Origin of the sequence: Janthinobacterium rivuli, from assembly GCF_009208735.1 — a bacterium.
GTDB lineage: Bacteria > Pseudomonadota > Gammaproteobacteria > Burkholderiales > Burkholderiaceae_D > Janthinobacterium.
In genome coordinates, this window is sequence record NZ_WFLJ01000020.1 from 142514 (window position 1) to 162369 (window position 19856).

Annotated in this window: 15 protein-coding genes and 1 pseudogene; 9 read left to right on the forward strand and 7 right to left on the reverse strand. The window is 65.3% G+C overall.

Annotation, left to right across the window (positions count from 1 at the left end; all coding sequences use genetic code 11):
* Positions 1-31: 31 nt before the first annotated feature.
* Positions 32-2119: an Ig-like domain-containing protein gene (locus tag GCN78_RS24095; RefSeq protein WP_152253959.1), complete on the forward strand. Its 2088-nt coding sequence runs from the start codon at positions 32-34 to the stop codon at positions 2117-2119.
* Positions 2120-2357: 238 nt separating this feature from the next.
* Positions 2358-3395: a LacI family DNA-binding transcriptional regulator gene (locus GCN78_RS24100; protein WP_226939800.1), complete on the forward strand. Its 1038-nt coding sequence runs from the start codon at positions 2358-2360 to the stop codon at positions 3393-3395.
* Positions 3396-3448: 53 nt separating this feature from the next.
* Here GCN78_RS24100 and GCN78_RS24105 read toward each other — a convergent pair whose 3' ends face one another.
* Complete coding sequence (locus GCN78_RS24105) at positions 3449-3868, reverse strand: YidB family protein (RefSeq protein ID WP_152253961.1); 420 nt, start codon at positions 3866-3868, stop codon at positions 3449-3451.
* Positions 3869-4139: 271 nt separating this feature from the next.
* On the opposite strand from GCN78_RS24105, the gene GCN78_RS24110 reads away from it, so the two are divergent.
* The 3 genes from GCN78_RS24110 to GCN78_RS24120 all read left to right on the forward strand — a co-directional run bounded on the left by GCN78_RS24110 (position 4140) and on the right by GCN78_RS24120 (position 5716).
* Positions 4140-4352, forward strand: a complete 213-nt coding sequence (locus GCN78_RS24110; RefSeq protein WP_102299139.1) for a hypothetical protein — start codon at positions 4140-4142, stop codon at positions 4350-4352.
* A 109-nt stretch (positions 4353-4461) separates the two neighbouring features.
* Positions 4462-5169 (forward strand): hypothetical protein, encoded by a 708-nt coding sequence (locus tag GCN78_RS24115; protein WP_152253962.1) that lies wholly within the window; start codon positions 4462-4464, stop codon positions 5167-5169.
* A 73-nt stretch (positions 5170-5242) separates the two neighbouring features.
* On the forward strand, positions 5243-5716 hold the full coding sequence (locus GCN78_RS24120) for a DUF6328 family protein (protein WP_152253963.1): 474 nt from the start codon (positions 5243-5245) through the stop codon (positions 5714-5716).
* A gap of 120 nt (positions 5717-5836) precedes the next feature.
* On the opposite strand, the gene GCN78_RS24125 is transcribed toward GCN78_RS24120, so the two are convergent.
* Complete coding sequence (locus GCN78_RS24125) at positions 5837-6739, reverse strand: LysR family transcriptional regulator (protein ID WP_152253964.1); 903 nt, start codon at positions 6737-6739, stop codon at positions 5837-5839.
* Between the two features lie 102 nt (positions 6740-6841).
* Between GCN78_RS24125 and GCN78_RS24130 the strand changes: the two genes are divergently transcribed.
* From GCN78_RS24130 to GCN78_RS24140, 3 genes are all read left to right on the forward strand, one after another.
* Positions 6842-7858 (forward strand): aldo/keto reductase, encoded by a 1017-nt coding sequence (locus tag GCN78_RS24130; RefSeq protein WP_152253965.1) that lies wholly within the window; start codon positions 6842-6844, stop codon positions 7856-7858.
* Positions 7859-7876: 18 nt separating this feature from the next.
* The gene (locus tag GCN78_RS24135) at positions 7877-8293 is read left to right on the forward strand and encodes an SRPBCC family protein (RefSeq protein WP_152253966.1); all 417 of its coding nucleotides are present in this window, start codon (positions 7877-7879) and stop codon (positions 8291-8293) included.
* A gap of 294 nt (positions 8294-8587) precedes the next feature.
* Complete coding sequence (locus tag GCN78_RS24140; protein WP_152253967.1) at positions 8588-9805, forward strand: MFS transporter; 1218 nt, start codon at positions 8588-8590, stop codon at positions 9803-9805.
* Between the two features lie 133 nt (positions 9806-9938).
* On the opposite strand, the pseudogene GCN78_RS30055 reads toward GCN78_RS24140, so the two are convergent.
* From GCN78_RS30055 to GCN78_RS24165, 5 genes and pseudogenes are all read right to left on the reverse strand, one after another.
* Positions 9939-10151: pseudogene (locus GCN78_RS30055) on the reverse strand (aspartate/glutamate racemase family protein); the annotation flags it as partial.
* 163 nt (positions 10152-10314) lie between these two features.
* A complete protein-coding gene (locus GCN78_RS24150) occupies positions 10315-11208 on the reverse strand; it encodes a hypothetical protein (protein WP_152253969.1) in 894 nt (297 codons plus the stop codon).
* A 56-nt stretch (positions 11209-11264) separates the two neighbouring features.
* Positions 11265-11786 (reverse strand): hypothetical protein, encoded by a 522-nt coding sequence (locus GCN78_RS24155; RefSeq protein ID WP_152253970.1) that lies wholly within the window; start codon positions 11784-11786, stop codon positions 11265-11267.
* A gap of 19 nt (positions 11787-11805) precedes the next feature.
* Positions 11806-13359, reverse strand: a complete 1554-nt coding sequence (locus tag GCN78_RS24160; protein WP_226939801.1) for a hybrid sensor histidine kinase/response regulator — start codon at positions 13357-13359, stop codon at positions 11806-11808.
* Entirely contained in the window at positions 13359-14177 is an 819-nt protein-coding gene (locus GCN78_RS24165) for an alpha/beta fold hydrolase (protein ID WP_152253971.1), read from the reverse strand. Before GCN78_RS24165 ends, GCN78_RS24160 begins: the two co-directional genes overlap by 1 nt.
* Before the next feature lie 1348 nt (positions 14178-15525).
* Here GCN78_RS24165 and GCN78_RS24170 point away from each other — a divergent pair.
* A partial coding sequence (locus GCN78_RS24170) for a non-ribosomal peptide synthetase (protein ID WP_152253972.1) occupies positions 15526-19856 on the forward strand: 4331 nt, incomplete at its 3' end.

A 19856-nucleotide genomic window follows, 5' to 3' on the forward strand; every position in this document is an offset into this window, starting at 1 on the left:
GAGCAACTCGGTCAGCTCCCGGAGACCCATCGTGCCCCTTACCCGCCTGCGCCGCCCGCGCCACCTGCCCGCCGCTGTGCTGGCGACCTTCCTCGTTTCCCTGGCCGGCTGCGGCGGCGGTTCGGCCGATACCCAGGCCAGCGCCGGCTGCGCGCTGCACAGCACGGCAGGCTGCGGCGGCAGCCCGCCCCCCGTCGTGCCGCCCGTGACCCCGCCTGTCACGCCGCCCGTGACACCGCCCGTGATTCCGCCCGTCACGCCACCCGAGCCGGCCAGCCTGGCCAGCGCCGTCAACCTGGTGTTTTCCAGCACGGAACTGGCCTCGGCGGGACTGGCCGGCAGCGAGGTGGCCGTCACCGCCCTCGTCAAGGATGGCGCCAACCTGGCCTTGCCAAACGCAAAGATTACCTTTGCCGCCGATTCCGGCATGCTCGGCAGCGTCGACGCCGTGACGGACAAGAATGGCCAGGCGCGCGCCTTGCTGGGGACCGGAGGCGCCAACAGCAACCGCAGCATCACCGTGACGGCGAATGTCGGCACGCGCAGCGGCAAGGGCACCGTGGCCGTCACGGGCAGCAGCGTGGACCTGCTGGGACCAGCCGCCCTGATGCTGGGCCAGGGCGCCGATCTCACCGTCACCGTGCGCGACTCGGCGGCAAAACCCGTGGCCGGCGCCGCCATCGCCTACAGCACCGGCGCCGGCAACGGCGTGCGCGTCAAGGATGGCGGCGCGGCGCTCAGCAATGCGCAAGGCCGGCTGGTGTTGCGCCTGACGGCGGGCAGCCTGGGCAAGGATGCCGTGTCCGTCAGCGCGCTGGGCGCCGCCGCCACGCAAGCGTATGCGGTGGCGGGCAGCGACCTGCGCCTGAGTCCGGCCGTGGTCCAGGACGCCAGCGGCGCGGACGTGCTGCCGGAGGTCGCCACCCTGGCATGCCAGCCCATCGACGCGCGCTATGACAAGGCGGGCGTGGCGCAAGCGGGCAGCGCCAGCCTGTCGACCTCGCGCGGCAGCCTGTTTGCGGACAGCGCCTGCAGTCAGGCCTTGCCTGCCAGCTTGATTTTCAGCAATGGCAACTTGCCGCGCAGCTATGTGCAGTCGGCCAACGCAGGCGTGGCCACCGTCACGGCCGCCGTGGCCGGTGGGCCCACGGCGCAGACGCGGCTGGAATTCGTCGCGTCCCTGAGCGGCGCCAGCAAGCTGGCCGTGCAGGCGGAGCCGGCCGTGCTGCGGGCGAACACGACCACTTCGGCGGCCTCGGCCGACAACGCCAGCACAAGTATCAGCACAATCAGCGCCGTGGTGCGCGATGGCGCGGCCAACAACCTGGTCAAGAACGCGCCCGTGCTGTTCAGCATCTTGAGCGACCCCAGCGGCGGCTACCTGCGGCAGGCGGGCCGGGTGCTGACGGGCAGCGACGGCCTGGCGCGCGCCGTGTATGTGGCGGGGCCGGCCGACAGCGGCCGCGACGGCGTGCTGATCCAGGCCCGCATCGAAGGCGCGCCGCAAGCGGCGGCCACAGCCCTCGTGCGACTGACGGTGGCGCGGCAAGCGCTGTCGATCAAGCTCGGCACCAGCAGCCTGCTGCGCGAGTATTCAAGCAGCGTGCTGCAAAAGGACTTTACCGTGTTCGTGTCCGACAGCGCCGGCAACGCCGTGTCCGGCGTCGCCATCACGGCCGCCGCCTGGCCCAGCCGCTATGCCAAGGGATCGTACGTATGGCAGGCGGACAAGCCCGAGTTCCCCGACACGGGCGTCTGGCACCTGGCCCTGCCCCACTACAGCTGCGCCAATGAAGACGTCTTGCGTAACGGTATTTTTGACGCCGCCTACGACCGCAACGGCAATGGCGTGCTGGACCCGGGCATCCCCCTGACCGTCAGCGCCAGCGGGCTGAGCGACGCGCTGGGCATGGCCACCGTCACCGTCAGCTATCCGCGCAACTATGGTTCCTGGGTGCACGTGGCCCTGACCGTGCGCGGCACCGTCAGCGGCACGGAAGCGAGCACCACGGCGGACTTTCCGTTACCCACGCTGGCCAGCGATTTCGGCACCCGCCGCGTGGACCCGCCGGGTCGCCTGAGCCCCTATGGCAGCGGCCCCTGCGACAGCCCCGATTGAGGGGCGGTCAGGCACTTGTCATTCAATCACATTTTTTGCAACATGGATAAGAAAACACTCTTGCCATAGGGCAATCTTTTACGCTATGCTCATTCTGCCCGCCCTGGCCGCCACGAGCGGCCGGGCCTGCAAGAATTTGTTGAGACAGGTTGCTTGCCAGACCAATATGCGAAAAAAGAATACTGTAGCCCGGACACCCAGCACCACCAGCCGCGCCATACCCGGCGCGGGACGGCGCGTGACCTCGTATGACGTGGCCCTGCTTGCCGGCGTGTCGCAATCGGCCGTGTCGCGCTGCTTCAAGCCGGGCGCCAGCATCTCGCAAGCCACGCACGCCAAGGTCATGCAGGCGGCCATCAGCCTCGACTACATCCCCAACGCGGCCGCGCGCAGCCTGATCACGCGCCGCTCGAACCTGGTGGCCGTCATCATTTCCAACCTGGCCAATCTCTATTATCCGCAAGTATTGTCCGACCTGAGCCAGCAAATCGCCCGCCAGGGCAAGCGTCTTCTATTGTTTACACTGGAGCGCGAAGCGGACATCGGCAAGGTCTTGAACGACGTGTGGCAATACCAGGTCGATGGCGCCGTGGTGGCCGCCTGTCTGTCGGACGAGCAGATGGCGGAATTCGGCCGGCGCGACGTGCCGCTGGTGCTGTTCAACCGGAGCCCGCGCGAACACGCCGTGCATGCCGTCCTGTGCGACCAGGCCGAAGCGGCGCGCCTGCTCGTCTCGCGCCTGGCCGAGGCCGGCCACCGCCAGTTCGCCATCATCGACGGCCCCGGCGACTCGGCCGTCGCGCAGGAACGCAAGGCTGGCGTGCTGGACCGCTTGCTGGCCCTGGGCTTGCCCGCGCCCATCGTCGTCAGCGGCAACTACGATTACGCCAGCGGCGGACGCGGCTTGCGCAAGGTCATCGACCGCCTGGGCCGCGTGCCGGACGCCGTCATTTGCGGCAACGACATCATGGCCATCGGCTGCCTGGACACGGCGCGCCACCAGATGGGCATCCAGGTGCCGCTGCAAATGTCGGTGGCCGGTTTCGACGCGCTGGAAGCATCAGGCTGGCTCAGCTACGACATCACCACCCTGCGCCAGCCCGTGCAAAAGATGGCCACCGACGCCGTCGCCATGCTGGGCGAACTGATGGAGCGGCGCGGCGGCAGCGCCGAGCGGAGACGGTATTGCTCGTATCTGGTGGAGGGGAGTACGGCCAGACTGACCAGCGAACCGGCGTATATGGCGCAACGTCTCGGCATGATGGCCGCCGCCTGAAAACAAAAAAACCTCGCATCGCTGCGAGGTTTTTCACTTGCAAGACCAGGGAATCAACCGAAGATCTTGCCCTTAAGCATATTCAAACCCTGGCTGACGAGGTCATTGCCTTCCGGTACCTGACCATTTGGCGTCAGCTTGTCGATCAGCTGCGGCAGCAAGGCTGCCAGGCCGCCCGAGGCCGCGTCCGGTGCGACGCCCGCTTTTTCGGCGATCTGGGTGATCGTGTCGGCACCCAGCGCATCCTTGATCTGTTCGCCGGAGACGGGCGCATTGGCGCCGGTGCCGATCCAGCTGGCCACCTGGTCGCCCAGGCCGCTTTCCTGGAATTTCTGCAGCAGGCCGGGCAAGCCGCCATGCTGGTTGACCAGGTCCATCACACTGGCCATCAATCCCGATGGCGCTTCCCCATCCGCACCCTTGTTGCCCAAAGCGCTCATCGCCTGTCCTGCAAGTTGGTCTAGCAAACTCATCGTATTCTCCTGAACGCTATCGATTCGTGCCGCGTGACCACGGCGTCGGCATGGCGCAGACTATTCTCCACCATGGAAATCATTATACTATGAATAATAAACATACCATAATTGCAATTACAATTGCAATTTCGAGACGAACGCACGGACAGGCTCAATGTCGAGTCGCCCACCTCCATCATATTTAGTTCAGCACAACTTGCAAGCGTAAATTGACGGTTCGCAAAAACGTGTAGAATTAATTTTCCTACTTACTGAGGAGTATCAACACATGAACATCAATAAAGCGGTAGATAAGGCTTACGAGAAAAAAACGTTCAAGGAAATCGCTGATGCCCCCGTCGATGCGCTGCAAGGCGTCAGCGAGAAGGATGCGGAACTGCTCAAGCAGGCATTCAATGTCAAGACCGTGCGCGACCTGGCGAACCTGAAATACGCGAAGTGGGCGCGCGCCATCGTCACCCTGGCCGACACGGAAGAATAAACCGGCCCATGCCCCGGGCATTCCCGTCAGCACAGCCCGCCCCAGTCGGCGGGTTTTTTCATGCCATCCCAATATCGGCTCGCAAGCCGCTAGCGGGGCGGAGGCGCCATTGGCTACGCCGCTGACCCTGCCCGGCATCTGCTGGCCCCTGCACGCGAGCACGGGCCATCTCGCCGTCACCACGTCCCACATCACGGGCCACTTTCGCGCCGGCGCGGGAGAGGATGCCATCATCGTCTGCGATCTGCTGCCAGCCGGAAAATTTCGCAATGGCGCGGCGCGCCACTGGTGCCGCACGCACCAGTGCTACTGGGGCACGCAAGCCGACCTGGCCGGCTGCCCATCCGCGCAGCCCATGCAGTGCCGCCAGCACGCCAGCCCCATGGGCTATGTGCTGTATCCGACGCTGTTCGACCCCAGCCAGTTTCACGCCACCACCTTGCGCCTGGGCCAGGACGGTTTGATCCGACTGCGCGCCCGGGCCGCTGACGGCGGCGCCCTGTTCAGTCGCGACCTGCCTGCCCTGGCCATCGACTGCCGCGCCCTGCCCGGCCTGTTCCCTCGCGACGTCGTGCAACTGAACGTCACGCCAGCCGCCGCGCAGGCATTCGCCGCCGCCTTGCAGGCCGGCGCGCCGCTCGACTGCAGCGACTGCGCGCGCTGCGGCCACCCGCACCTGGACCTGGGCGACTTCGCGCTGGCGCCGCACCGGCGCCACAGTTGCGGCCATTGCGGCCATGACGCCTCGCACAGCGCCGCGCCCATCGTCTCGACACCCCTGTGGCGCTTGCGCCACCACATCACGCAATGCTTCTGAAGGTGCGCCGGGCCACAGTCGGCCCGTTCGCTTGTGCGTAGACTGTCCCCATCACCACCACGAGGACGCTTCCATGCCACACGCGCAACACCAGGATGACGATGGCCAGCCAGGCGATGAGGGCGATCTGTCCGACCTGCTCAGCGAATTGCGCATCCTCTTGCCGGGCGCGCAGATGCTAACGGCCTTCCTCATCATCCTGCCCTTCAACGGCGGCTTCGCGAAGATCGTGCAAACGGAAAAGATCGTCTTCCTGCTGACGTTTTTTCTCTCCATGACCAGCCTGGTGCTGCTCAGCGCGCCCGCCATCCAGCACCGCGTGATGCGCCCCCTGCAAGACCGCGAACGTTTCAAGCGCGTGGCCGACCGCATCATGATGGCGGGGGCGCTTTCGCTGGCGCTGGCGTTCATCCTCGGCACCAATCTGGTGATGTCGGAAGTGTTCGGCCACCTCGCCGGCATCATCGCCTGCGTGCTGATGGGGTCACTCATCGTTTGCATGTGGTGGTGGCTGCCCTTGCACTTGAAGCACGCGAAGAAAATCTAGAACACCTAACCAAACCTACTGCGCGTCGCGATTTGCGGCCTCCGATGCTCACTGTGCTCAAGCACAGCTCCGCTTCTCAGCCACAACTCATCCCGCTCGCTACGGTTTTGTTAAATGTTGCTAAGCGGCTGCGCCCGCCTGCCGCAGCAAGGTTGCGCGGAAGATGCCCACCAGCGGACGCAGGTTCACCTTGTGCCAGGCCAGCCACAAGGGCGTGCGGTAGCTGAACCAGGGCAATTCCCGCACGACGACGCCGGCCGGCGCGTGCTGGCGCAGGCTGTGCTGGATCATGGCCATGCCCAGCCCGGCCGCCACCAGACCCAGCGCCGTCAGCGGCTCCGTCGCTTCCATGCGGATGTCGGGCGTAAAACCGGCGCGCGCGCAGGCGGCGATGAAGTTGTCGTGTTTCAGCACGCTTTCCTTGTGCAGCACGGCGATCCACTCCTGGCCCGCCAGATCCTCGGGCGTGAGATCGGCCTTGTGCGCCAGCGCGTGCGTCTCCGGCAGCGCCAACAGCATGGGGTCGCTCAGCACTTGCGCGCAATCGAGGTCCGGGTCGTTCGGCAGCGGCGGCTCGCACAGCAGCGCGATGTCGAGGCTGCGCTGGCGCAAGCCTTCGATCTGCTCGGCCGAATGCAGGTGGTACAGCGCCACGTGCACCTGCGGCCGCGTGGCCCGCAAGGCGCGCAAGCCATCGGGCAACACGCCCGCGTGCATGGCGTTCTCGATGTAGCCGATGCACAAGCCCCCTTCGTCGCCGCGTCCCAGGCGCTTGGCCAAAGCTTCCAGGCGGTTGCCGTGGGTGATGAAGGCGCGTGCTTCGGCCAGGAAGGTATGACCGTCGCGGGTCAGGCGGATGCGCTGGGCGCTGCGCTCGAACAGGGTCAGGCCCAGCTTGTCTTCGAGCTGGGCGATTTGCCGGCTCAGCGGCGATTGGGAAATATGCAGACGCTCGGCGGCACGCCCCACGTGTTCTTCCTCGGCGACGGCGATGAAGTATTGCAATTGGCGTATGTCCAGCATGTCAGACCTTTCAGGACTCAAGTTCGGCAAATTATGTCTTGGACAGGCTTAACTTGTCCAGCTATTCTGTCTGCACTGACGCACTCATTGAAGGAAAACACCATGACGATCAAACACTTACTGACAGGAAAACTAGGTTTCGGCACTGCGCCGCTGGGCAATATGTTCCGTAACATTCCGGAACAGGAAGCGCTGGCGACCGTCGACGCGGCGTGGGAATCGGGCATCCGCTACTTCGATACGGCCCCTTTCTACGGCGCCGGCCTGGCCGAGTTGCGCCTGGGCGCCGCCCTGAAACAGCGCCGCCGCGACGATTACGTACTCAGCACCAAGGTCGGCCGCCTCATCCTCGACGAACTGGAAGACCCCGCCGCCCGCGCACTGGGCGAAAAAGGCGGCTTGTTCGAATTTGGCCGCAAGAACCGGATCGTCGACGATTACTCGGCGGACGCCACGCTGCGCTCGATCGAAGACAGCCTGAAACGCCTGGATACGGATCGCCTCGACATCGTCTGGGTGCACGACATCGCGCAAGACTTTCATGGCGACAACTGGCTGGCGCAATTCGAGATTGCCCGCACGGGCGCCTTCCGCGTGCTGACCCGCCTGCGCGAAGAAGGCGTCATCAAGGCCTGGGGCGTGGGCGTAAACAAGGTGGAACCGCTGGAACTGACCCTGGACCTGGCCGAAGCCCAGCCGGACGCCTTCTTGCTGGCCGGCCGCTACACCCTGCTCGACCATGAACGGGCGCTGCAGCGCCTGATGCCCGCCGCGGCAAGACAAAACGTCGACATCGTCGTGGGCGGCCCCTACAGCTCGGGCATCCTGGCCGGCGGCGCGCACTTCGAATACCAGATGGCGTCGCCCGAGATCATTGCCAAAGTGGAACGCATCAAGGCCATCGCCGCGCGCCATGGCGTCAGCGTCAAGGCCGCAGCGCTGCAATTTTCCTTGGCCAATCCTGCCGTGGCGGCCGTGATCCCCGGCGCCAGCCGTCCGGAGCGCCTGGCCGAAGACCTGGCGGCCTTGAACAGCGTCATTCCCGCCGCCTTCTGGCATGACATGCGCACCGAACAGCTGGTGGCGGCCAACGCTCCGCTGCCAGGCGGTTCCAATTAATATAGAAGGGATATCACCATGGCACACACCACCACCTCGATCGACATCGCCGCCACGCCAGCGCAAGTGTGGCAACTGATCGGCGGCTTCAATGCCCTGCCCGACTGGCTGCCCTACATTCCCAGCAGCAGCTTGAGCGACGGGGGCCGCATCCGCCACCTGGTCAACCCGGCCGGCGACGTCATCGTCGAGCAGCTGGAAGCGTACGACGACACGGCGCGCAGCTACAGCTATTCGATTTTGCAGGCGCCGTTTCCCGCCACCGATTACCTGTCCACCCTGCAAGTGGAACCACTTGCAGGCAGCGCCGGCGCGCGGGTCACCTGGTCGGGCCGCTTCACGCCGGTCGGCGCGAGCGAGCAGGAAGTCACGGACTTGTTCCACGGCATCTATGTGGCGGGCCTGGCGGCGCTGCAGCAAACGCTGGCGAAGTAGCACGCAAAGAAGACCATTTCCGCCACAGGCAGTTTTTCTTCGCCTGCTCTGTGGCGGAATCGTGCGCATTCCGTGTTATCGTTAACAACAACGGCAATCAATCTTGTGTGCAGTGCAGCAGATTTTAGCCAGTGCCCTGCAGAGCTTGGCCGAATCTTTTACAATGTTGTCCTTGGGCAGTTCCTATCGCCCGAAAATACCGGCCATCCGTCGACTCTGGTGGCGCATCGCCACCTCCGGCAGGGCCATTGCGCGCCCCGCCGCCCTGTCATTCTTTACCCAACTAACAAGAACATGCACGCCTCCGTAGATCCCCTGATTCCGCGCGTCACCGCGCCTTTTGGCGCTGGTTATGCCGACCTGGCCCTGGCCATCGGCGGCCTCGCCATCGGCACGGGCGAATTCGCCTCCATGAGCATCCTGCCCGTGGTGGCCGACGACCTGGGCACGACCTTGCCGCAGATGAGCCACATGATCAGCGCCTACGCGCTGGGCGTGGTCATCGGCGCTCCCCTGATCACGATCTTCCTGGCGCGCATGCCGCGCCGTCTGATGCTGATTTGCCTGATGCTGATGTTCGCTGGCGGCAACTTGCTCAGCGCCATCGCGCCCAACTACGGTTTGCTGGTGGTGGCCCGCTTCGTGGCCGGCATCCCGCACGGCGCCTACTTTGGCGTGGCAGCGCTGGTGGCGGCCGCATTGGCCGAACCGGACCGGCGCGGCCAGGCCGTGGCCAGGGTCCTGATGGGCTTGACCGTGGCGAATATCTTCGGCGTGCCGCTGGCCACGTATATCGGCCAGACCCTGGGCTGGCGCTCAGCCTTTTTGCTGGTCGCCGCGCTGGGCTTATTGACCATGCTGATGGTGCGCATCTTCGTGCCCATGGTAGCTGCCGGCGATTCGAGCCCGCGCCGCGAACTGGGCGTCTTCCGCCGCCTGCAAGTGTGGCTGACCCTGCTGATGGTGGCGATCGGCTTCGGCGGCATGTTCGCCGTCTACACCTTCATCACGCCAACCTTGCTGGAAATCACGAAAGTGTCGCCGCTGGTCATCTCGATCTTGCTGGCCATTATCGGTGTCGGCATGACGGTGGGTAACTTGATCGGCGGCTGGCTGGCCGACCGCTCGCGCCTGTGGACCATCTTTGGCGTGCTGCTGTGGAACGTGGCCGCCCTGGCCGCCTTTACCTATACCAGCAGCAATGTCTGGCTGACGGCGATCAACCTGTTCGCCATCGGCGCCGGCATCGCCGTCGCCCCAGCCGTGCAGACGCGCCTGATGGACGTGGCCGGCGACGCGCAAACCGTGGCCGCCGCCCTCAACCACTCCGCCTTCAACATCGCCAACGCCCTGGGCGCCTGGGCCGGCGGCATCGCCATCGCCATGGGCATGGGTTTGCGCTCGACAGGCTGGGTCGGCGCCATGCTGGCCTGCGGCGGCATCGTCGTGCTCGGTATTTCCGTGCTGGTGGAAAACCGCAGCCGGAGTGTGGGCGGCGCGCAGCCGGCTTGATGCTGACGAGAGCGGCAGCCTGCACAGGCGGCCGCTCTGTTGCCAGCGCTTGATCTTCGATGGCAATCGCCACCGCCGCCTCGCAATGCATGGCCGTGGTGTTAAATAGCGGCACCTGCTGGATCAGCAGCGGTATCTCCGTACATCCCAATATCACGCCCGGCACGCCTTGCCGCCGCAGTTTTTCTATGATGGAGAGGAATATCTTCCGGCTGGCATCCGTAAAGACATTCTGCACCAGTTCCGTATAGATGATGTCGTGCAGGATGTCCCGGTCGGCCGCATCGGGCGTCACCGTGGTGATGCCGCGCTGCTCCAGCGCGTCGTGATAAAAGCGACCCGCCATCGTCCGCTTGAGGCCAGCAAACCGACCTTAGGCACGTCCGACTGCCGCACCCGTTTCGCCGTTTCCTCGACTCCGCTGTTTTTTTGTGTTGCACCTCAATTTCCAGGCAAAAAAAATGCGTAAATTAGACGCTGAGGCAACTCAAGCAGAGGCGTGGCCAGGCTTATGAAACATCAGTGCTCTCGCCGTTGAGTGCACGCCAGGCATAACGCACGGCAGAGGCATCGTCGGACTTCTTGACGGACTGTGCCCCGGATGCCAGATTATCCTGTTCGAACTGGCGCAATTGCTGCAGCAGCGTATCGAGCTCCGTTTCACCGCAGCGCCGCACCAGCCCTTCCATCGAATACAGGCCATAGGTATCGACCAATCGGTAAAAACCATCCGTCATGGCCAGCAGTTGCGATTGCCTGTCCATGTCAAACGCATATTGCCTGGCCTTCAATTCCCCTTGTGGATACATACACAGTATCGTCGGCGCATCGTGCATGTTCTGAAATGCGCGGCGCTCCCGCAGCATCGGCAGCAAGGCCGCGAATACCTGCGTCTTGTCCTCGATTCCTTGCGCCTTTAATCGCGCAATGGCCGCCTTCAGTATGTCCTCCTGCGCATTCTCATAGGGATCGATATCGCGCACGTCCCCGGCTGCATTCGAGACAAACACCTTGCAATCGCCCAGCGCGTAGATCTGCACGGCGGCGCCAGCACCGCCCTCGATAATGCGTGCCCACGTCACGGCGGCAATGGGATAGGCATACGCAGGAATGTGCGTCAGATCAAGACTCGCCTCCACGTCGCGCTGGAAACGCGCCAATGCCAGCTTGATGCTGTCGTGTTGACTCAAGCCGTGCGTGACCACCTCCTTCAACACGGCGGAAAAAGTCGACACGAACCAGGCGGCGTCGCCCGCGACCGTATCGAAGTAATTCTTCTCGGAGACCGAGCTTGCACCATCAAAAATCAGGATATCCACGATTCCTGCATTGTGCAGATAAACCGTTACCAGATCTTCATTATTCTTTGCGCCGGCGGCATCGGAGACGTGGACAATTTTCATCAGTTGTAGGGGATTCTTCTCGTAAGGATTGTTGGCAAGGCCGGTAAGGCCATCCGCTAGCCCCGCATGACATCATGCCGGTTCGACGTCTCGCGGCCGTATTCGCGCTCGAACGCAGCCAGGCTCTCCGCCTGCGCCCACAGGGTGGCAATATATCGAAATTCATCCTCGAACGGCAGCTCGAAATCGGCCACGTCCATCGCATACTCGCAGTTGCGGCTCAGCATGACGAGCCAGTCGGGATAGCCAAGCGCCGGATACAGACGGGTAAAGATGGCATCGAGCGATGACACGCTTTCCCGGCCTGCCAGGTAAGCGGCGCGCAGTTCGACGATACATTTGCCTGCCAGAAACTGGTCAGCCGGCCGCTCTACGCCACGGTGGCGCTCGATGATCACCTCGGCCAGCGGCAGCGCCTCGTCGCGGCCACGGGCGCTGGCCAGCAGCACGATCTCCAGGTCGTCACCTTCCTGATCGAGTCGCAAGCGTTCCACGGCCCAGTCCACGCAGCGGTCGGCATGGCCAAATCCCATGCGCAGCTGGAAAACGGCGATTTCAAGTTCTGTCAGTTGTTCCATTACCTTCAATTCACGCATACTATTCTGCACCCGCCTGCAGCATCTTTTGCAGCACCGCATCGAGCTCATAAAAATCCACGGGCTTGGTCAGGTGCAGATCAAAGCCAGCATCGGACGCCATCTGGCGGTCCTTGTCCTGGCCCCAGCCCGTAACGGCCACGAGGATGGCGTCCTTGCCGCAGGGTTCGCTGCGCAACAGCCGCGCCACCTCGTAGCCGTTCATGTGCGGCAAGCCGATGTCGAGCAAGATCACTTGCGGCATGAAACTGCGCGCCGCCGCCATGCCGGCCGGGCCGTCGTAGGCCGTGCGCACGTCATAGCCAAGGATATCGAGCGCCAGCGCCAGGCTTTCTGCCGCGTCGGCGCTGTCATCGATCACCAGCACCTTGCCCTCGCGCGTGCCGGCCAGCAGGCGGCGGTTGACCGGCGTTGGGGCCTGCAGCGGCACGGCGGGCAGCGGCAGGCGCAGCGCGAAGGTGCTGCCCTGTCCCACGCCGTCGCTGCGCGCGCTGACGCTGCCGCCATGCAATTCGGCCAGGCCGCGCACCAGCGACAGGCCGATGCCCAGGCCGCCCTGGGCGCGCGACAGGGCCGGTTCCAGCTGCGAAAACAGGTCGAACACCGTGTCCAGGTGCTCGGGCGCGATGCCGATGCCCGAATCGCGCACGCTGATGTGCACCTCGTTGTCCAGGCACGCCACCTCCAGCCCGATGACGCCGTTGGCAGGCGTGTACTTGACGGCGTTGGTCAGCAGGTTGGCGATCATCTGTCCCAGGCGCGTGGCGTCGGCATCGAGCCAGATGGGCTGCGGCCATTGCTCCACAAGCACCTTGTGGCCCGCTTGCGCGGCCAGCTCCGCCACGCTGTGCAGGGCCGCTTCCACCACGGGCCCCAGCTCCACGCTGGCGCGGCGCAATTCCAGTCGGCCCCGCGTGATGCGCGACACTTCCGTCAAGTCGTCGACCAGATGCGTCATGTGGCCCACTTGCCGGCCCAGCACGTCGCGCGCCCAGCGCAGCTGCGGGTCGTCCAGCTGCGCCAGGCGCAACACCTCCAGCACGTTGCGCATGGGCGCCAGCGGGTTGCGCAGCTCGTGCGCCAGGGTGGCCAGGAACTCGTCCTTGCGCCGGTCGGCGGCCGCCAGCTGTTCGTTGAGCGCGCCAGCCTCCTTGCGCGCCAGTTGCAGCTGCTGCTCGTACTGGCGCCGGTCGGCGGCGACAAAGGCGGCGATCTCGTCGTAGCGCGCGCCGTCATGCACGCGACGCACGGCGTTGAACAGCATGGGGATGGATGCCCCCTGGCGCTGGCGCATGTCGAGCAGGATTTCCGACACGCTGCCCTGCACCTGCATCAGCGGCAGCCAGTGCGTCTGGTGGAATACGCGCCCGCCGATGGTCAGCAAGTCCTGCAATTTCTTATTGCCGATCAACTCCGCGGCGCCATAGCCGAGCCAGCCGCAAAAGGTGGCGTTCGCCTGCACGATGGTGCCGTCGGCAGTACACAGCAGCAAACCGCAAGCGGCATGCTGGAACAAGGTACTGGTATCGGGCAAGGAAGGCATCGTGTCGCGCATTACAGGTGCAAGCCGTCGAGGAAGTGACGGATGGCGCGGTAGCTGGCATCGGGCGCGCTCATGTGCGGACAATGGCCCACATTCTCGACCACGTGCAGGCTGCTGCGCGGCAGCATCTCGCGCAAGTATTCGCACACGGGCGGCGGCGCGATGAAGTCGTCGCTGCATTGCACGATCAGGGCGGGCGTGCTGTTGTGCGGCAAGATGGCGCGGTGATCGGACAAGAACGTGGCTTGCGCAAAATGTCGGGCGATGACGGGATCCGTGCGGCAAAAGCTGTTCTGCAAGTCCAGTCCCAGCGCCGGCTGGCCGGGCGCGCCCATGATGGCAGGCGCCATGCTCGCGGACCAGCCCAGGTAATTGCTGTCCATGGCGCGCAGCAGATCATCGATGTCCGCGCGCGTAAAGCCGCCCCGGTAGCCGGTGGCAGGCTCGTCTATGTAACAGGGCGATGGCGCCAGCATGACTTGCGCGGCGAACAGGTCCGGCTCGGCGATGCTGGCAAGCAAGGCGCTCATGGCGCTGACGGAATGGCTGATGCAGACCACGGGGCCATCGCCGGCGCCCTGCACGGAATCGACCACCTCGCGCAAGTCGTCGGCGTAGCCGTCGAGCGTCGCATGACGGCGCACATCGTAGGCGCGCAGATCGGAGCGGCCACTGCCCACCAGGTCGAACAGCACGGTCCGGTAATGCGGGCGGAACTGCGGCTCCAGATAGCGCCACATCGTCTGGTCGCAACCGAAACCATGGGCAAACACCAGGGTTGCCAGCCCCTCTCCAGCGACACGGACGTTGTTGCGACTGTGAATATGCATGCCCACCCCGTTCGATTGTTTCCGCAAAAATACATTTATTATCATCTTTATACGCAAGAATACCCCGGCAGGCCACAATGCGCCACCCTGGAAGCGACGCTACTCTACCCGCCTTTTTTCCACAACACCGTTCTTTCCAGCTATCGAGGTTTTCCCGGAATCACTTTCTTATTGATAGCTACCCCCCTTTCCCATACGCCAGCTAATACCGGCCGCCACCGCCCGCATAATCCCCGGCCAGGCCTGCTTATCGCGTCAGAAACGTATTATCGCCATTACAGCAAGAAACTCACACATATACACGGCCATATCAGTTCATTTAAGCTTCAAGCATTTTTATACGCAGATAGGCTTCAATTCACGGCAGTTAGTGGATTCTCCTTTTCCAATATCCATATGCACGCCGCCGTCATACCATACTTTTGATAGCAATATTCTACCGAAACACATTAAATTATCTTATTTTTATATATATTTTGCGTATTTAACCAGCCTCATATAGGAAATTCCTTATATCGAAAATTAATGATAAAGATGATAATTTCTGTGAAAATACGGAAATGATATTTAATACTTAAGCAATTATTAAATTAGTGACTTTCGGTACGCCAGCAGCCAATTCAGACACGGGAAAACCTTGAATTCATGGGCGTTCCAGGGTCAAATGCGTGACCGCGGCACGCTACACATCCGCGCGAATAATGCCGTCGCCCGTAAAGCCGCAGCATATATGCCATATTTTCAATATGACAAAATAATCAATGAATATGACGTAATTTTCTGATTTTTCTCTTGTCATATTCAATAACATCAATATTTTCCATGTTTTTGTAATTTACTAAAACTTACAAGTAGTTAACAGTACCAAGGCTGCACCCATCGTGCCTTTTAGCGTATTGCTCGCGTATCTGGCGCCCGGCCACTTTCCCATCCCCTCGATGTCCTTCCGGTCGATTCATTTCCGCCAGCCGACCTGGCCAAAACCCGCATCGCAGCGGCCATGCCAGCCAGTTATTGCGCCATCCCTGACTTCCGATTCGCACCGGGAGAGTGCACCCAGGCTGCCGTGCCGATATCCATCTGCGGATATAAGCCCCTTTCCGCCGCAGCGCCGCAATTAGCGCGGCAGCGCGGATCATGGCGCCCGCCCGTGCGCACGAATAATCGAAAAATTGGCTAAAAAATCATTATTCAAACCAAGTGTTGTTATTAAGTTGAAAACACCAAGATGCCCTGGAAATGAAAAACACGATGCTATATTCGCAACGCTGATTTCCCGCCCCGATCCCGTTCCAGCCCGCCTGGCACGGACCGGACTGACTCACTGCCTCACTTTTCGGTGTACACCATGGCTCTGACAGACTATCTCCACACTCTCCGGCATGGCCGCCAGGCAAACGCCACGGCCAGTCCCGCCCCATGCGCCCCGCTGGCACAGGAGCAGGCCGATTTCTGGCGCCGGCAGCTGCACGGCGCCCCCGCCCTGCTGGAATTGCCCGGCGAACGCTCCCGGCCGGCCCGCCAAAGCTGGCGCACGGGCAGCGTACCCTTCGCCATCGATGCTGCTACGGCCACGCAAGTGCGCCAGCTGGCCCGGCACTGCGGCGCGGCGCCGCTGGCCGTGCTGTTGACGGCCTGGTCCGCTTTCCTGGCCCGCCTCAGCGGACAGCAGGACCTGATCGTCGGCACGGCGCAGCCCGATGCCTTCGCCCCGCTGCGCCTGCGCCTCGATGACGCCAGCACGGGCAACAGCCTGCTGGCGCAGGCCGACGCCGCGCTGGCGGCAGCGGCGCGCCACCGCGCCGGCAGCCTGGCGCAGCTGGTCGAGACGCTGCAGCCGCCGCGCAGCGACAGCTTTCATCCCCTGTTCCAGGCCGTGCTGGCCTACGGTGCCCACCCCGCGCAGGACACGCCCTTCGACCTGGCGCTGGTGCTCGATGATGCCGCCGGCGGCGCCTATGCGGGCCGGCTCGACTTCGCGCTGGACCTGTTCGACGGGGAAGGCATCGCCGCCTGGGCGGACAACCTGCTACAGCTGCTGCACGCGCTGCTGGCCGATCCCGCCAGGCCCCTCGTACTCCTGCCCCTGCTGCCGCCCGCACAGCGGCAACTGCTGCTGCACGACTGGAACGCCAGCGCCCTGCCCCTCGGTGCGCTGCGCAATGCGCACGACTTCGTCGATGCGCAGGCGGCCCGCACGCCGCAGGGCACGGCCATCGAGCACGGCGGCCACAAGGTGAGCTACGGCCAGCTGGCGCGCCGCGCCGACGCCATCGCCGCGCGCCTGCTGGAACGGGGCGTGCAGCCGGGCGACCTGGTGGGACTGCACCTGCGGCGCGGCCCCCAGCTGGTGGCGGGCCTGATGGGCATCCTCAAGGCGGGCGCCGCCTACGTGCCCCTCGACCCCGCCTATCCGGCCGAGCGGCTGGCCTTCATGCTCGACGATTCGGGCGCGCGCCTGGTACTGGGCGAACGCGCGCTGCAAGCGCAGCTGCCCGCCGGCGCCCGCGAATTCGTCGCCATCGACGATATCGCCGAGCGCGCGGCGGGTGCAGCGGCCATCAGCGTGGCCGTCGATCCCGCCTCGCCCGCCTACGTGATCTACACCTCCGGCTCCACGGGGCGCCCCAAGGGCGTGCTGCTGCCGCACCGCGCGCTGGTGAACTTTTTCGCCGCCATGCTGCACCAGCCTGGCATCACGGCCGCCGACACCATCTGCGCCGTGACCACCCTTTCCTTCGACATCGCCGTGCTGGAACTGCTGCTGCCCTTCACCGTGGGCGCCAAGGTCACCATCGCCGACACGGCCACGGCGGCCGATGGCCTGGCCCTGGCCGCGCTGATCGACGCCTGCGGCGCCACCCTCGTGCAAGCCACGCCCGCCACCTGGCGCATGCTGCTCGATGCGGGCTGGCAGGGCCGCGACAGCCTGCGCATCATCAGCGGCGGCGAGCCGATGACGCGCGAGCTGGCCGACGGCTTGCTGGCCAGGGTGGCGCAGCTGTGGAACCTGTACGGCCCCACGGAGACCACCATCTATTCCACGGGCGAGCAAGTGCTGCCCGGCGATGGCCTGGTCACCATCGGCAAGCCCGTCAGCAATACCCAGGTCTACCTGGTCGACCGCCATTTGCAGCCGGTCCCCGTGGGCGTGCCCGGCGAACTGCTGATCGGCGGCCTGGGCGTGGCCAGCGGCTACCATGCGCGGCCCGACTTGACGGCGGAAAAATTCATCGCCGACCCGTTTTCCGGCGTGCCCGGCAGCCGCCTGTACCGCACGGGCGACCTGGTACGCTGGACCCGCGACGGCCGCCTCGACATGCTCGGCCGCATCGACAACCAGGTGAAACTGCGCGGCTTCCGCATCGAGCTGGGGGAAATCGAGGCCGTGCTGGCCAGCCATCCGGCCTGCCGCCAGGCCGTCGTGGTCTGCCGCGAAGACCGGCCCGGCGACAAGCGCCTGGCAGCCTACGTGCGCGCCGACGCGGCGGACCTGGCGCAGGCGGACGGCGCGCCCCTCATCGCCAGCCTGCGCGCGCTGCTGGCGCAGGCCGTGCCGGCCTACATGGTGCCGCCCGCCTTCGTGCTGCTGGAACAGTTCCCCATGACGCCGAACGGCAAGGTGGACCGCCGCGCCCTGCCCGTGCCCGGCCGCGCCGCCCTGTCCGGACGGCAGGTGGAGGCGCCCGTCGGCTTGCAGGAAATGCTCGTGGCGCGCCTGTGGCGCGAACTGCTGGGACTGGAACAGGTGGGACGGCATGACGACTTCTTCGAACTGGGCGGCCATTCGCTGCTGGCCGGCCAGCTCGTCTCGCGCCTGCGCCAGGCCAGCGGCACGGCACTGACCCTGGGCCAGCTGTTCGGCGCGCCCACGGTGGCCGGCCTGGCCGCCATTCTCGATGGCGCCCCGGCCGGCGCCGCCCTGCCCGCGCTGTCGGCGCAGGCGACACCGGATGGCGACAAGGTGGCGCTGTCGTACACGCAGCAGCGCCTGTGGTTCCTGAACCAGCTCGACGCCGCCGCCGGCGCCGCCTACCACATGCCCGTGGCGTGGCGCCTGCGCGGGCCGCTGCAGGCCGATGCCCTGCGCCAGGCGCTCGACGCCCTGCTGCGGCGCCACGCCATCCTGCGCACGCACTTCGGCGCCAGCGACGGCGTGCCGCACCAGGTGGCGGGCGCGCCGTTCGCCTTCCCCCTGCGCCAGGAAGACCTTTCCGGCCTGCCGGCGCCGCAGCGCGAAGCGGCGGCGGCAGCCCTGCACGGGGAGGAAATCGCCCGCCCCTTCGACCTGGCGTGCGGACCGCTGCTGCGCGCCCTGCTGCTGCGCCGCGCGGACGACGAGCATGAGCTGCTGCTGGTGCAGCACCATATCATCAGCGATGGCTGGTCGCTGGGCGTGCTGTGCGGGGAACTGGCAGCCCTGTACGCCGCCTTCGCCGCCGGCCTGCCCGACCCGCTGCCGCCGCCCGCGCTGCAGTATGCCGACTACGCGCGCTGGCAGCGCCATGCCGCGCATGCGGCGTCCCTGCAGGCGCAGCAGGCGTACTGGCGCGCGCAGCTGGACGGCGCGCCGCCCCTGCTGGAACTGCCGCTCGACCATCCCCGTCCCGCGCGCCAGAGCTACCGCGGGGCGCGCCTGGCGTTCGCCCTGGAGGCGCCGCTGGCCTTAGCGCTGCGCCGGCTCAGCGCCCGCCACGGCGCCACCCTGTTCATGACCCTGCTCGCGGGCTGGAGCGCGCTGCTGTCGCGACTGGGCGGCCAGGACGACATCGTCATCGGCACGCCCGTCGCCAACCGCCCGCTGCCCGAACTGGAAGCGCTGCCTGGCTTCTTCGTCAACACGGTGGCCCTGCGCGTGCGCCTGCACGGCGACCCCACGGTGGCCGAACTGCTGGCGCGCGTCCGCGCCACGGCGCTGGCCGCCTACGAACACCAGGACCTGCCGCTGGACCAGGTGGTCGATGCCGTCAAGCCCGTGCGCAGCCTGGCCTACAGCCCCCTGTTCCAGAGCGTCGTGGCGCTCAACAACACGCCGGCGCCGGACGGCGAAGGCGCCCTGTTCGATCCGCGCCCCCTGCCGCTGCCGCAGGCCAGCACGCATTTCGACCTGTCCCTGCTGCTCGACGACGATGGCGAACACGTGAGCGGCCACCTGGAATATGCGAGCGAGCTGTTCGACGCCGACGGCATCGCGCGCCTGGCCGCTAGCCTGCAAGCCGTGCTGGCGGCCATGGCGGCCGACGACGGCCTGACGCTGGGCCGCTTGCCGCTGATGGATGCGGCGGCGCGCCGGCAGGTGCTGCTGGACTTTAACCGCGCCACCGTCGCGCCGACCCGCCAGGACAGCGTGCCTGCGCTGTTCGCGCGGCAGGCGGCGCGCACGCCGCAGGCGCTGGCCCTGCGCCATGGCGCGCGCAGCCTGACCTATGCCGCCCTCGATGCGCAGGCCAACCGCCAGGCGCACGCGCTGCTGGCCGCCGGCGTGCGGCCGGGCCAGCGCGTGCTGGTGCTGCTCGAGCGCAGCGATGCGCTGGTGATCACCTTGCTGGCCATCCTCAAGGCGGGCGCCGCCTACGTGCCGGTGGAAGCGAACTGCCCGCCCCAGCGCCTGGCGCACATCCTCGCCGACGCCGCGCCAGCGCTGGTGGTCAGCAGCGCCGCGCTGGCCGCGCGCCTGCC